The organism is Gluconacetobacter sp. (assembly GCF_047721585.1).
GTDB lineage: Bacteria > Pseudomonadota > Alphaproteobacteria > Acetobacterales > Acetobacteraceae > Gluconacetobacter > Gluconacetobacter dulcium.
Genome location: NZ_JBDNXE010000106.1, coordinates 1 through 14410, shown reverse-complemented (window position 1 = coordinate 14410; position 14410 = coordinate 1). Strand labels below are relative to the sequence as shown.

Annotated in this window: 14 protein-coding genes and 2 pseudogenes; 5 read left to right on the top strand and 11 right to left on the bottom strand. The window is 63.1% G+C overall.

Annotated features, from left to right (window positions below; all coding sequences use genetic code 11):
- Positions 1 to 53: 53 nt before the first annotated feature.
- Positions 54 to 248 carry an integrase core domain-containing protein gene (locus tag ABF821_RS16055; RefSeq protein WP_415530735.1) on the top strand — a complete coding sequence of 65 codons (195 nt, stop codon included), beginning with the start codon at positions 54 to 56 and terminating at the stop codon, positions 246 to 248.
- A 57-nt stretch (positions 249 to 305) separates the two neighbouring features.
- Here the strand turns inward: ABF821_RS16055 and ABF821_RS16050 are convergent.
- From ABF821_RS16050 to ABF821_RS16030, 5 genes and pseudogenes are all read right to left on the bottom strand, one after another.
- Positions 306 to 428, bottom strand: a pseudogene (locus ABF821_RS16050) (IS5/IS1182 family transposase); the annotation flags it as partial.
- A 106-nt stretch (positions 429 to 534) separates the two neighbouring features.
- Positions 535 to 1155: a hypothetical protein gene (locus ABF821_RS16045; RefSeq protein WP_182974959.1), complete on the bottom strand. Its 621-nt coding sequence runs from the start codon at positions 1153 to 1155 to the stop codon at positions 535 to 537.
- Between the two features lie 153 nt (positions 1156 to 1308).
- Positions 1309 to 1722 (bottom strand): annotated as a pseudogene (locus tag ABF821_RS16040) (transposase); the annotation flags it as partial.
- 14 nt (positions 1723 to 1736) lie between these two features.
- Complete coding sequence (locus tag ABF821_RS16035; RefSeq protein ID WP_182974960.1) at positions 1737 to 1889, bottom strand: hypothetical protein; 153 nt, start codon at positions 1887 to 1889, stop codon at positions 1737 to 1739.
- Positions 1890 to 1995: 106 nt separating this feature from the next.
- Entirely contained in the window at positions 1996 to 3360 is a 1365-nt protein-coding gene (locus ABF821_RS16030; RefSeq protein WP_183009008.1) for an Nramp family divalent metal transporter, read from the bottom strand.
- 261 nt (positions 3361 to 3621) lie between these two features.
- Here ABF821_RS16030 and ABF821_RS16025 point away from each other — a divergent pair, with 261 nt between their 5' ends.
- From ABF821_RS16025 to ABF821_RS16010, 4 genes are all read left to right on the top strand, one after another.
- Entirely contained in the window at positions 3622 to 4074 is a 453-nt protein-coding gene (locus tag ABF821_RS16025) for a hypothetical protein (protein WP_415530734.1), read from the top strand.
- A 321-nt stretch (positions 4075 to 4395) separates the two neighbouring features.
- Positions 4396 to 4635, top strand: coding sequence for a FeoA family protein (locus ABF821_RS16020; RefSeq protein ID WP_114726625.1), 240 nt, complete (start codon positions 4396 to 4398; stop codon positions 4633 to 4635).
- A 15-nt stretch (positions 4636 to 4650) separates the two neighbouring features.
- Complete coding sequence (feoB, locus tag ABF821_RS16015) at positions 4651 to 6495, top strand: ferrous iron transport protein B (RefSeq protein ID WP_415530733.1); 1845 nt, start codon at positions 4651 to 4653, stop codon at positions 6493 to 6495.
- Entirely contained in the window at positions 6492 to 6737 is a 246-nt protein-coding gene (locus ABF821_RS16010; RefSeq protein WP_415530732.1) for a DUF6587 family protein, read from the top strand. Before feoB ends, ABF821_RS16010 begins: the two co-directional genes overlap by 4 nt.
- Before the next feature lie 54 nt (positions 6738 to 6791).
- Here the strand turns inward: ABF821_RS16010 and ABF821_RS16005 are convergent, their stop codons facing one another.
- From ABF821_RS16005 to ABF821_RS15980, 6 genes are all read right to left on the bottom strand, one after another.
- A complete protein-coding gene (locus ABF821_RS16005) occupies positions 6792 to 9149 on the bottom strand; it encodes a TonB-dependent receptor family protein (protein ID WP_415530731.1) in 2358 nt (785 codons plus the stop codon).
- A gap of 103 nt (positions 9150 to 9252) precedes the next feature.
- A complete protein-coding gene (locus ABF821_RS16000) occupies positions 9253 to 10056 on the bottom strand; it encodes an ABC transporter ATP-binding protein (RefSeq protein WP_415530730.1) in 804 nt (267 codons plus the stop codon).
- A complete protein-coding gene (locus ABF821_RS15995; RefSeq protein WP_415530729.1) occupies positions 10050 to 11048 on the bottom strand; it encodes an ABC transporter permease in 999 nt (332 codons plus the stop codon). Before ABF821_RS15995 ends, ABF821_RS16000 begins: the two co-directional genes overlap by 7 nt.
- Complete coding sequence (locus ABF821_RS15990; protein WP_182974968.1) at positions 11041 to 12141, bottom strand: ABC transporter substrate-binding protein; 1101 nt, start codon at positions 12139 to 12141, stop codon at positions 11041 to 11043. The genes ABF821_RS15995 and ABF821_RS15990 overlap by 8 nt, the downstream gene beginning before the upstream one ends.
- An 8-nt stretch (positions 12142 to 12149) precedes the next feature.
- Positions 12150 to 13391, bottom strand: a complete 1242-nt coding sequence (locus ABF821_RS15985) for an SfnB family sulfur acquisition oxidoreductase (RefSeq protein ID WP_415530727.1) — start codon at positions 13389 to 13391, stop codon at positions 12150 to 12152.
- Positions 13392 to 13427: 36 nt separating this feature from the next.
- On the bottom strand, positions 13428 to 14410 hold a 983-nt coding region (locus ABF821_RS15980), incomplete at its 5' end, for an acyl-CoA dehydrogenase family protein (RefSeq protein ID WP_415530726.1).

The following is a 14410-nucleotide window of genomic DNA, read 5'->3' as shown; positions in this document are numbered from 1 at the left end:
CTTCGCGCGCGCCACCGTCTGATCAACAATGTGCTCAACGCCTCGCACACGAAATTCCTGACAGTCCCACTCGGAACCTCGTGCCGGCCATTGCAAAATGGATTGGTCATTATAATTCGCGGCGCCCGCATTCGGCTCTCGCTGGACGCACGCCCGATGAGGCGTATCATGGGTTTGCTCCGACACCGTTGCCGGGGTTAACCCCGGCAACGGTGTCGGTCAGCAACAACGAGAAATTGGCGGCATAGCAACACCGGGCAATAGCTTATTCAACCCGCAAATCTGTCCGAACGAATAGGGCCACCTCAACCCCTTCGCATGGCGATGTGGATCATGGCCTCTGCCACGGCGATACGCTGCTCGGGATCCTTCACCCGTCGGCGCCATCCAGCCGATGTTGGTTCAACGACCCACCGAAGCGGCAAGATTTAAAACCCTTTTGCCTTCCAGCCCCGCGCGTGCGCAGTTCAAGGGGATATAAACCGGAGAATGATGGAAAAACGCTCTGTGTAACGCTCCCTTCTCGACCGGAGCCTACTTTAAAATGATTGGATTTGCGGTGGGTACAGTACATTTATCATACGCTATATTATATGATTGATCGAAGCACCGGTCTAGGCGCTCCGCGACATCAAGGTTTGGGGGCCAAGACAACTCAATTTTCTTGCCATTTCGGACGTAATAATATCCCGCCTCCGGCATAGGCTCGTGCCTCAACTTATTTTCATACCTAATTAAATCCTTGTGATTGCGGAGCATAAAAGCAATCGTAACATCAACATAATCATTCCATACATCAAGGCCATCCTTTTTGCTTTCTCTGAAATAGACTATTGCTTCCTCACGATGTCCATCCAGCGCGTAAAGCTGACCAATATGCCATAGTATATTTTTATGCTGGTCGTATGTTAAGCTACTAGCTCCCTTATTATAAGCTTTCATTATGTGAATCGCGGAAACACGGCACCCCTTACTGTCCAAAAAACGCCAACCCGAATGTGGGTTTTGATCAAAGTCGAGATAACTCTGGGAAAGAACTTTACCCTCATCGTATGCACAAATCGTGCTGCGGGGCTCATTTGCGTTCGCTCTATTGTGGATATACCCTAAGAAAAAGACGAAATAAATAGAACATAGAATGTAATATTTTATCACTCATACCTCCCATTCTATTGGTGACTCATGTACATTTGGTTTATTTATTCCAGATCAGTTCCGAGTCTCGTTCTCCCAAATTCCAGTACTGTGAGAGGTGGACCCATCCGTTCGGACAGATTTTGGGGTTGAGTCAGCTATTGCCCGGTGTTGCTATGCCGCCAATTTCTCGTTGTTGCTGACCGACACCGTTGCCGGGGTTAACCCCGGCAACGGTGTCGGAGCGAACCCATGATACGCCTCATCGGGCGTGCGTCCAGCGAGAGCCGAATGCGGACGCCGCGAATTATAATGACCAATCCATTTTGCCAGGCCGGCACGAAGTTCCGAGCCGGTCTCGAAAGCGTGGAGATACACGCATTCATATTTCAATGACCTCCAGAGCCGTTCGATGAAGACATTGTCCATCCAGCGGCCGCGCCCGTCCATGCCGATGCGGATCTGCCGCTCCTGCAGCACTTCGGTGAAGTGCGGCGTGGTGAATTGGCTGCCTTGATCCGGGTTGAAAATCTCCGGCGTCCCGTAGCGGGCCAACGCCTCTTTCAAAACCGCCAAAGTCCAGCTCAGAGAGCCACCCCTGGTCAAATATCGACCGCACAGCCTGGCCCCTGGGCCAAGACCCCCAAGGATTTCGCACCCCAGACAGCGAGAGCGGTGCCGCGCTGCGCCAGCGCGTCCTGTCCTTTTGGACCGATCTGCTGCGCGAAGGTCAGCCGGCCGGAATCATCGCCCACGGCGGCCTGCTACCGCCCGCTACTCCACGCCCTCGCACGCGGCAGAACGCCCGACCAGCCCGCTTCCTCACCGCCACAAGGCAGCGGCTGTTTCCACTGCCGGCAATCAGCCTGCCAGCACATCCCACAGCAGCTTGCCATTCAGCCCAAGAATAACCACCGCCACGACCCAGGAAAGCGCGGCAACCGGGCGAGAAATGACGAAAGGCCCCATCATCCGCCGATCAGACACAAACCAGACCAGCGGGATGACGGCAAACGGCAATTGCAGCGACAGCACCACCTGACTGAATACCAGCAGCCGATCCACGCCCGAATCGCCATACAGGGCCGTCACTCCCACCACGGGCACGATCGCCAGCCCCCGCGTGACCAGCCGCCGCGCCCAGGGCGGCAGGCGTAGGTCGAGGAACCCCTCCATCACGATCTGCCCGGCCAGGGTTCCGGTCACGGTCGAATTCATCCCCGCCGCCAGCAGCGCCACGGCGAATAGCGTGGCGGCCGCTCCCAGCCCCAGCAGAGGCGAAATCAACCGCCACGCCTGCCCAATGTCAGCGACATCGCGATGCCCGCTATCATGGAAGGCAACGGCAGCAACGATCAGGATCGCGGCATTGACGAAAAACGCCATCATCAGCGCCAGCGTGCTGTCCCAGGTCGCCCAGCGAATGGCATCGCGCCGCCCGGCCTCGGAACGGTCATAAGCCCGCGTCTGCACGATGGAGGAATGCAGGTAGAGATTATGCGGCATCACCGTCGCCCCGATAATCCCGATGGCGACATACAGCATCCCCGGGTCGGTCAGGATCTCCGGCCGTGGCACCAGCCCCCCCAGCACTGCCGCCACAGGAGGTGCCGCCGCAACGATCTGGATCGCGAAACAGAGCGCGATCACGCTCAACAGCCCGATCACGAAGGCTTCCAGAGCGCGGAACCCTCGGTTCATCAGCATCAGCACCACGCCCGCATCCAGCGCGGTGATCACCGCCCCCGGCAGGAGCGGAATCCCGAACAGCAATTGCAGCGCGATGGCGGTGCCGATGACCTCAGCCAGATCGCAGGCGATGATGGCAGCCTCGCACGCCACCCACAGCATCATCACCACCCAAGGCGCGAACCGGTCACGGCAGGCCTGCGCCAGATCGCGGCCAGTCGCGATACCCAACCGCGCCGACAGCGCCTGCAACAGAATCGCCATCAGGTTCGAGAGCATGACGACCGAAAGCAGCGTGTAGCCAAACGCCGAACCACCGGCGAGGTCGGTCGCCCAGTTGCCAGGGTCCATATACCCGACCGAGATCATATAACCCGGCCCCAGAAACGCCAGCAGCCGCCGCCAACCAACAGCCCCCGCCGGAATCCGTATCGAACCGCTGATATCGGCCAGGCTGGAGGTCGACACCCCGCGCGTCCTGCCGCCGCCCGCTTGCAGGCCGGCGGACGCATTCACGCCAGGAGAACGATCAGACATCGATTGGAACGCCCTCCACCAGAAACGGGATTACGAACTGCCTGACACCAGCGTAGGGCCGGACAAGAGAAATATGCAATATGCTATATGATGTGGCCAAGGCAATGCGGCAAGACCGGAATCCCACCCATTCCGCCAGATTCTCCGCTTTCGTGCCGTCGCACGAATCCGATCACGCATCAGGCACATTGTAAAATCCGTGAGATCAGGGTTGAGTGACGAGCCGCCCGCCGGCACGCACCCTGTCGAGGAGGATGCAGCGTGAAGAAAATCCTGTCCGCCGGACTGTCTCTCTACGCCTTGGGCCTGTCTCCGGCGGTCTGCGCAACACCCAACCCGTCGGCCATGACGACCGGGCAGGTCACGTTCGTGATGAAGGAGATCGGAGTCGGTGCCGGCTACACCTGGGGCACCGGGCAACTGGTCTATGGCGGCCGTTCCTACGACTTCACAATGTCCGGCGGAGGGCTGGGCAGCGTCGGCTATTCGCACATCTCGGGCCACGGTACCGTGCATAACCTCGCCCGCCTGCAGGATTTCGATGGCACCTACTGGGCGGTGCAGGCCGAAGCGACAATGGGCAGGGGCGTGGGCAGCAAGCTACTGGAAAACAATCACCGCGTGGATATCAACCTGACGGCCGCCACCGCCATCGGCGCCCGCCTGTCGGCCGAAGCCATGCGGATCACGTTCCACCTGCGCCCCTCGCACTGAGAGCATGGCCGGGACTGCGCGCCGGTGGCGATCCAGCGCAGGTTCCCTGCGCTTCAGTATCCACGGTCCTCAGGGCCGTCCCGCTCCTATACCCCGGAACGCACGCCGCCCCTGAAGGGCGGCTTTCGCTTGTCCGCCACACATGTCCGACCACGCTTTCCGCAACACCAGGCTGTTGCGGAAAGCCTGCGTGCGGCTTCCGTAACGCGCGCGCCCTCTGCGGACCCGAGCGGGTGAAATGCGCCCGACACAATGGACATCGGCACACTTAAATATTAAGTATTATTCTCAACTGAACCTGAAGCGTCGAACGGATCCGGGATGCGACTCAACGAACTGAAACTGGGGGGCAGCGCCATCATCGACCATGTGGAAGACCACACGGCCGGCGATCCGGTGGCCGAGCGGCTGCGTGCCCTGGGTTTCGTGCCGGGCGAACCGATCCGCATCGTGGCTGTGGGCCCGATCGGCGCCGACCCGATCGCGGTCGGCATCGGCTTTACCCGTTTTGCCCTGCGTCGTGCGGAAGCGGCGCGCGTGCTGCTCCGCGACGCGGCCTGATCCGCGGGCCGTCGCATGAGCGTCCTCAACGCCGCCCTGGTCGGCAACCCGAACTGCGGCAAGACGGCGCTGTTCAATCTCCTGACCGGCAGCCGCCAGAAGGTGGCGAACTATGCCGGGGTCACGGTCGAGCGCAAGGTCGGGCGGCTGACCACCCCCAAGGGGCTGGCGGTGCGCCTGCTCGACCTGCCGGGCGCCTACAGCCTGGTCGCCACCAGCCCCGACGAGGCCGTGACGCGCGATGTCTGCGCCGGCACCTATCGCGGCGAACCTGCGCCCGAACTGCTGGTCTGCGTGGTGGATGCCACCAATCTGCGCCTGCATCTGCGTTTCGCGCTCGAGGTCCGGCAGATGGGCAGGCCGATGATCCTCGTGCTGAACATGATCGACGCGGCGAAGCGGCAGGGCATAGCAATCGACGTGCCCCGCCTGGAGGCCGAATTCGGCGCCCCCGTGGTCACGGCCGTCGGCATCCGCCGCGATGGCGGGCAGGAGGTCCTGCGCGCGCTCGACCTGCCGCCCCCGCCTCCACCGCCGGCCATGCCGTCGGGCAGCGATTTCCATGCCGAGGCCCGGCGCATTCTCGCCGACTGCGTCACGCGCCCGTCGCGACTGGGCATGGCGCTGGAGGAGCGGCTGGACCGCTGGTTCCTCCACCCCGTCTGGGGCATGGTGATCCTGTTCGCCCTGATGTTCATCATGTTCCAGGCGGTCTTCTCATGGGCCCAGCCGGTGATGGACCTGCTGGATGCTGGCACGGCCGCATTGGGCCAGGCGGTCGGCACCCTGCTGCCGGATGGCGCGCTGCGCAGCCTGATCGTCGATGGCGTCATCGCCGGCGCGGGTAGCGTGGTGGTGTTCCTGCCGCAGATCCTGATCCTGTTCCTGTGGATTCTGGCGCTGGAGGAATCAGGCTACCTGCCCCGTGCCGCCTTCCTGCTGGACCGAATCATGGCCACGGCGGGGTTGAGCGGCCGGTCGTTCATCCCGCTGCTGTCCAGCTTCGCATGCGCGGTTCCCGGCATCATGGCCACCCGCACGATCCAGAACCCACGCGACCGGATGATCACGATTCTGATCGCCCCGCTGATGACGTGTTCGGCCCGGCTGCCGGTCTACACGCTGCTGATCGCGGCCTTCGTGCCAGAACGACGGGTCGGCGGCCTGTTCAACCTGCACGGGCTGGTGCTGTTCGCCCTCTATATGGCCGGCATCCTCAGCGCGCTGGTGGTGGCGCGGGTGCTGAAGAACCGCGACCGGCAGGAGGAACATCCCCTGCTGCTGGAACTGCCGGCCTACCGCCTGCCCAACCCGCGGGATCTCGCCCTGGGCCTGAAGCAGCGGGCGGTGATCTTCCTGTCGCGCGTCGGCACCATCATCGTCACGGTCAGCGTACTGCTCTGGGCTCTTGCCAGCTTCCCCGCCCCACCGGCCGGCGCCGCCGGCCCCGCGATCGAATGGAGCCTGGCCGGCCGCATCGGGCACTGGATGCTCTATGTCATGGCCCCGATCGGCTTCAACTGGCAGATCTGCGTCAGCCTGATCCCCGGCCTGGCGGCACGCGAGGTCGCGGTCAGCGCCCTGGCCACCGTCTATTCCCTGGGCGCCACGGACAGCGACGCCGCCAACCAGCTCCAGCCCCTGCTGTCGGCGCATTGGAGCCTGGGCACGGCGCTGTCGCTGCTCACATGGTACATCTTCGCGCCACAATGTTTTTCAACCCTGGCGGTGATCCGGCGTGAAACCGGGTCGTGGCGTATGGTAGGAATGACGGCAGGCTATCTGTTCGCCATGGCCTACGGCGCCGCGTTCGTCATGTGGCGCATTTCGCTTCTTTTGGGTTGGGGGGGCAGTCCATGATCGAGACCATTGTGGAAACCATCGTGATCGTCACCATCGTCACCGCCTCCGCGCTCTATTGGGTGCGCCGGCTGGTGCCGGCCAGCCACGGCATATTCTGGCGCACCAGCGCCGACATGCTGCGCGTGATCCATGCTCCGCGTCCCATCCGCGACCGCGCTGCGCGACGCGCCCGGCAGACCGAAAAGCGCCCCACCGGCTGCGGCGCCTGCACCAAATGTGGCGGCGGCAGCTGCCACTGAGCCGCCGCCTCATTCCCCCTGCCCCGTGTTCCGGGGCAGACTCCCAAACCAGCTTCAGTTAAAACCGACATCGACACCGGCAAAGATGCCGAAGCCATCTCCAACCAGTTCGGCTGCCGCATCGCCGTTCGTCGATGTGTAGACGGGGACGACGCCCATCGCGTAATGCTTGTTGGCAAGGTTATGGAACTGTAGATAAACGCGGCGGTCTTTCTTCGGCCAGAGATAGCCAAGCGTGTAGCTATAGATATGATAGGGCGCGGTTCTTGCCCCATTGTCGTAGGATGCGACTATTGACGATGCGGCTTCGACATCGAACGTCGTATAAAATCCGTTCTTGAAGTCCGCGTGCAGTTCGCCCTGGTAATAATGCTCCGGCACGCCGGGCAGGCGATTATGCCCGAAGACCGGGTCATGATTGTAATGGAAATCCGACCAAGTATAGGCCTGCATATAGGTAATGGCGTTGCCGTTCCACTTGAACAGCGTGCCATTGATTCCGGCTTCGACGCCCTGATGAGTCGTGCGTGACGCATTGGTGAAGACGGCACTGTTATAAAGCTGCGAGACCGGCGTGACGGCCGACAGAAGCTCGTTATGCACGGCCGAATGGTAATACGAGACGCTCCAGTGCTGTCCCTTGTAGGTCCCCTCCGAGCCGACCTCGAAGGTCGTCGCGGTCTGTGGTTCCAGCTTCTGCCAGCCTTCGGTCTGCCCCTGCGCAAGGCCGGAGGTATACCGCGAGCCTGAAAGGAACTGCCAGTCCTGCGCCGACTGAACGCTGCGGCTTACATTGCCGTAGATCCGGATATCCGGCGTGAACTGATAGCGGAAGCCTCCGCGCGGCGCGAAATTCAGCGGCGCCGTGCTGAAATGGTTCTGAACCGGGTAGACCACCGACCCGGAACGCGGATCGTAGCTCAGCCCCCCTCCGGCCGTCAGCCAGAAATTCTTGAAAATTTCTGTATTATTGCTGACATGGAACAGCGTACTGCTGCCGCCCAGCTTCTGCTTGGTCAGGAGCGTGCCCACCGGTACGCCGGGATAGGCGGCCTGGCGGCGAACCAGGTTCATGAAGTTGCTTCCCGGCAGATCGCCGGTCGCGTAAATGCCGGCGGTCGTCTCGGATTTATGACCCAGTATCGTGTCGTTGCGTGTGTAGTTTATGACGCCGCTAAGATAGAAGTTATTATAGATCGACGAGGTATTGCCCAACTGATGGTCCATCGGCGCATCGATATAGGTGGCACCGATCATGATGCGGGAGGCGTCGTCGATACGGATGGTCGTCCGATTTCCGAAATACTTCGTTCCCGGCTCGATCGTGTAAGTTCCCCAGGTATTGTACGGATATTGAGCCTGCTTCGGATTTTCCCTGACCTGGGCGCGCGTCAGATAGTAGGGATTGCCCTCGTAGGTCTGACGATAGCGGAAGAAGAAGCGCGTATCGACCGAATCGTTGAAACGGTACCCATAGTTGGCATTAATACCGAACGATGTCGCTTTCGTCTGGTCCTGATAGCCGGCACGGTATGAATTCGTAACACTGATATAATAATCGGATTTACCGATAACTTTTCCGGAGGACAGCTGTTCCTTCACATAGCCGAAGCTGCCCGCTTCGACCCGCGCCTGATAGGTCTTGGCGTCATAGCCCGTGAAACTATGAAAATTGATCAGGCCGCCAAGCTGGAGCGAGCCTTTGTCGAGCCCGTTACCGCCACGCAGGACCTCCGTATACTGGATACCCAGCGGCTCCATGAGTTCGTTGAACGAACCGATGGGCGTGGTGGCCGGCAGGTCGTCGAACAGCACGATGACGCCGGCGCGCGTCGCGTTCGCTCCAACCTGGAGGCCGGACCCACGGATGGACAGGCGGAGATCGTCCGACCCGGCCGGAGCCTGCGCATACACGCCGGGCTGATAGCTCAACAGATCGGCGGAGGTCGCGTTGCGCTGCTTCAGCACCATCTTCGAATCGATGATGTTGGTTCCGCCGGGAATCGAGAGCAGTTGCGCACCAGCCCGGCGGATCGGGGCCAAACGGGAAGCCGTCACGTCCACCTTCTCCGCGTCTGACGCGCTGGCGCCCCCCATATACATGTCGCCCATATCGTCATCAGCGGCATCTGCTGCTTTTGCCGTATGCGCCGCCGCCCCGGCCTTGCCCGAGGATATCTCGGCAGCAGGCTTCTGCGCTACGGACTTCGCCGGCGGCGCGTTCATCGCATGATGATGATTGTTCATCTGAACGCTCATCCCGCTCATCCCACTCATCCCGCTCATATCCGCCGATTGTGCCCGCGCGACCTCGAGGCTTTCAAACGATACGGAGCCCAGCAGCAGCGTAGCCAGTGATTTCGTCACCACATTCTTCATGGTGCCGTAACGGGTCCTGTCCTGATAAGGCATACTCTGTCCTGTTCGTAACATATTCGTCTTGTTCACTCTTCTTTCCATCTTAGGGACAACCGACATCGGACCAGCGGCCGGACGCCGCGCGAAGGGACGCTGTTCACCGTGCGAACTCCTCGCCATGGCCAAGCGCGATCAGGATCTCGCGCCGACGCGCGATGAAGGCCGGGTCATCGCGCAAGCGCGGGAACGGCAAACCGTTGTCGACATCGAGGATGATCCGGGCCGGACGTGGCGAGAACACCAGCACCCTGGTGGCCAGCAGCAATGCCTCTTCCACATCGTGCGTCACCAGAATGGTCGTGAAGGCATGACGCCGCGCCAGTGCCAGCAATTCCTCCTGCATCGTCATGCGGGTCAGCGAATCCAGTTTGCCGAAAGGCTCGTCGAGCAGCAGCACGCGCGGGTGATTGACCAGCACCCGTGCAAAGGCCACGCGCTGTGCCATGCCGCCGGAAAGTTCATGCGGATAGGCCGCGGCAAACGCAGCCAGCCCCACCATCCGCAAGGCCTGCCTTACGCGCTCCTGCCCGTCGCCGATTTTCCTGGCCTCAAGCCCGTAGGCGACATTGGCTTCCACCGTCCGCCATGGCAGCAGCAACGGGTCCTGGAACACCAGAAGCCGGCTGGGGTCCGGCCCGACGACGCGCACCAGATCCACCCCGATCCGCCCGGCCTGCGGCACGCTCAACCCGGCAATCAGGCGCAGCAGGGTCGATTTTCCGCAGCCGCTCGGCCCCAGCAATGCCACGGTCTCGCCGGCCGGCACGTCGAAGGTCACGTCGTCGAGAACCGGCAAAGCCTGCCCCGCATCGCCAAAGGCATGCGAGACCGCGCGCACCTGGACCGACGCTCCGGCCAGCCCGCCTGCTGACGTTGCGCTTGCCACCGATGCCGTCACCATTCGACCGTCTCCCGGTTCCAGCGCAGCGCGCGGCGACGCACGGCGAACAAGGCCATCGTCACGCCTGAAAACAGGACCGACATCACAGCGAGCGCCGCATAAAGATTCGCATAGGCCGCCCATCCCTGCGCCCATTGCAGGTACCAGCCCAGCCCAGCCTTCGCCCCCAGCATCTCGGCCACGATCAGGACGATGAACGAGGCCCCGAGCCCCATGAACAGGCCGACGAACACATGCGGCAGAGTCGCCGGGATCACGATGGTGCGGATCAGGAACCCCTCCGACGCGCCCAGTGTCCGCCCGACATCGTACAGCCGGGAATCGACCAGCGTCACACCCGAGGCCGTCAGCACAGCGACCGGAAATGCGGTCGCCAGCGCAATCAGGAAGATGCTCGCGATAGAAATCGTCGGGAACACGAACAGGGCGACCGGCAACCACGCGATAGGCGGCAACGGCCCCAGCAGCCGAATGACCGGGTGCCCCCAATAGCGGGCCTCCGGCGACCATCCCATCGCAAGGCCCGCCAGAAACCCCGTCACCGCGCCCAGCAGGAAACCTGGAACCAGGATCAGCAACGAACTGAAAACACTCTGCGCCAACCGTCCGGAATCGACCCGATAGACATCCAGCACCGCCTGCGGCGAGGGAAAGAACGGCAGTGGCAACCACCCCGTCTTGGCGGTGACGATCTCCCACACCGCGACCGCGCCACCCAGCACGGCAATACGCCGCCCGTGATAAGCCAGCGGCGCGAACCAGCCGGCCTGCCCGATCAGGACGGACAGAGCGGAGAGGATCGCAATCACGACCTCACATTCCACCAGCGGCCGCCCGGCAGGCGCACGCACATGATCGGGCAGCAGCCCGGTCACGGCAGCCGCCACCGCCCATGCCGCCGTGCTGGCGACACCCGGCCACCACGGACGAAAGACGGAATGCACGGCAACCGGCGCAACCGCGCCGACGGCCGATCCAGCCACGTCAGACATGCGCCGTGTCTCCTTTCGTCACATCATCGACAATGCCGCGCGCGAATGCCTCCGGATCGAGGTCCGCGCTCATGACACCGATGGTCTTGAGCTGCGCGGCATAAAACGCCACCTCGGCCGCCAGATCGTGCCCCAGAGGATGCATGTGATGCGTCTGCATCCGCAGCACGGCGGCGATATCCTCGACCGGTGCCTTGACCGCGCCATATTGCGCAAAGGCCCGAGCCACCTGCATCGGATCGGCCGCGCAGATTTCCGATGCCTGCACCATGGCATCGACCAGCCCCAGCACGGCCGAACGGTCCCGGCGCAGCAGCGTATTGCTCGCCGCCACAACGCAGCACACCCGCCCCTGCCAGGGCGCCGACAGGTTCGAAAGGATCTCGACCAGATCTCCACCCGAACGCCGCTGCGCCAGGTACATCAATGGATCGGAATCGGCGTAGGCCTGGATATCGCCCTTCATCAAGGCTGCTTCCAGCAGCGGCGCCGGATAGACCCGCCATGCCACATCCCGCAGCGGATCGACGCCATTGCTCTTCAACAGCAGCGCGAAAGTATTGTAGGCGAAGCCCGTCGCATCCGCGATGCCGATGGTCTTGCCGCGTACGCTGGCGATATCGTCCGTCACACCGGCGCGGCGCGAACCGACCATGCGCATGCACCCGCCATGCGTGCCCGCCACCAGCTTCAGGTCGAACCCCTGCTCCAGCGGCCTCATGAACTGCATGATCATGCCGGCGCCCAGATCGACCTTGCCGGTCGCCACCGCTTCCAGAAGCGAGGGCGTATCGGTCCAGTTCGTAAATTCGACCTTCAGCCCGCGATCACGATACAGCCCGATCTGTTCGGCCAGGATCAGCGGCGCCACGCAGGGTGCATTCACCGGCAGCGACAGCCGTACGATCCGCAGCCCATCGGGCGTACGCGGCAGTGGCCGCGCGCCCGAATGCCGGGCCGCCAGCAGAGTGCCACCGGCCAGACCGGCCAGCCCGCCCAGCACGACGGCCCGCCGTCCCCAGCGCACGCCGGGTTCAGGCGGCGGCGGCTCGCGGATATCGTCGAACGCAGGATCATGTGATGGATTGGACATGGCGCGCCTCAGCTCCAGGGATGCAGCGGCGGCCGGCGGCCATTGAGGTAATAATCGCCCACGATCGCGTATTTCCACCGCACCGGATCGTGCAGCGTGTGCACCCGCGCATTGCGCCAGAACCGGTCCAGCCCCAGCGCCCGATCGGTCGATGCCGTGCCTGCCAGTTCGAACAGGCGGTTCGTGCTCTCGATCGCGATTTCGGTCGTCAGGATCTTCGATTCCGCCACCGCGATCTGGGCGGCCGCCACGGAATCCGGACTGGGCGCCTCCACCGCCACGTCGATCGCCCGCCCCGCCACATCCAGCAGCGCCTTCGCCGCGCTCAACCGCACATGCAGCCCGCCAAGCGCATGGATCGTGTAGGGATCGTCGCTCGCCCGCCCGGCAGCACTATCAACCCAGGCTCGGGCCCTCGTGCGCACGAAATGCTCGGTCTCCGCAATGGCCGCCTCCGCCAGACCGGCATCAATCGCCGACTGGATAAACTGCGAAATCGCACTATCCGCTGTTGGTGTTTCCGGAAGGTACGCCTTCCATGCCGCGACGACCCGCCGCTCCGGCACGCGCACATTCTCGATCAGCACCTTGCCGCTGCCGGTGCCGCGCTGGCCGAAGGCGGCCCAATCGTTGATCACGGTCAGCCCCGGCGCCGCACGGTCGGCGATGGCAAGCCAGCTTCGCCCCTCGTCATCCAGTGCCACGATCTGCACCAGATCGGCCGCGAGCGCCCCGCTGGCATAATGTTTGACGCCATTGACGACGACATCCCGCCCATCGCGCACGAAACGGGTCTTCAGGTCGCGGACAGTGCGCGTTCCGGTCTCGGAAAACGCATTGCCAAAGCGTTTTCCCGCCAGAATTTCGGCGAACAGATCGGCCTTCTGCGCTTCGGTGCCGGTAGAGCGGATAACCGCCACCGTGGCCAGATGGTTCTGCGTCAACTGCCCGATCGAGGAATCCGAAGCGGAGATCAGCCGAATGACGTGCCCGACCGTTCCATACGACACGTCGGCGCCGCCATAAGCGCGCGGCACGGTGATCCCCCACAGGCCGGAATCGGAATAGAGATCCAGTTCCGTGGCAGGAAACAGGTCCTGGCGATCGCGTTCCACCGCGCCATCCGCGATCCTTGCCGCGACATCCCGCGCCACCGCGATCGCTTCTTCATCGTCGCGGATCACGTGCGCCGCAGGCCGGGCGGCCGGCGCGGGAACCACGCGGCCGTCACCAACAACGAGAGTGCTCATGATGATTGTCCGTATTCTGGGGCGTCAGCCCGGAAATCAGAAAGCCAGGACGCGCTGCCCGGCCTTGCGGCGCACCAGTTCGCCATGCGGCGCGTGAATGCGGCCGCATAATGCATCCCGATGACATCGCTCCAGCGGGTTGCGCGCGCTCAGTCCGGCGTTGCCCGCCAGCGACAGCAGATGCAGCGTCAGATCCGCCGCCCCGTCGATCACCCGCGCCTTGATCACCGCCGCCCCGCGATCGGCGGCGTCGCTCCGCCCGGCGACAACATCGTCGGCATACCGGTCGAGAAGCATCCGGTTCTCATCCAGTGCCAGAGCAACCCTGCCGACCGCATCCTGAACAGAAGGCAGCGTGGTCAGTGGCTGGCCGAGATTCGATGGCACCCGCTCCCGCAGGAAGCCCACAGTCCAGTCCAGCGCTCCGCGCACGATGCCGTCATACAGCGCACCCAGCAGGCCGGCATTCCAGCGCATCATGCCACTCAGCACCGGATGCCGGGCACCGCCGTCCACCATGTCCGTAACATCGGCGGCTGGAACGAGAACATCTCGAAACTCGACCTCATGGCTGTGCGTCGCCCGCATGCCGATATGGTCCCAGTTGCGATGCACGATCACCCCATCTGCCTGGGCCGGCACCAGGAACAATCCCACGCGCGGATCGGCGTCGTCGGTCCGGGCCCGTACCAGCAGCCATGAGAGTGCGGGAATACCCGTCACATAGGCCTTGCGCCCAGAAATCCGCCACCCGTCCGGCGTGACGGTGGCCACGGTCTCGGGCAGGCCGCCATAGGATGCCGAACCCAGGTCGGGCTCCGCCAGCGCGGCATTGATCAGCCCCGGCTGCCGCACATTCTCCTGCTCGAGCCGGGCCGCCAGTGCCTCGGGCCAACCCGCCCGTGCCGCGATCGTCGCGTGGACCATGTAATGGTTCACGATCACCAGCGCGACGGACGGGTCGCCTTGCGCGAGACTGCCGACAACCGCCTGCGCCGCCGGCAGCGACCCACCCAGCC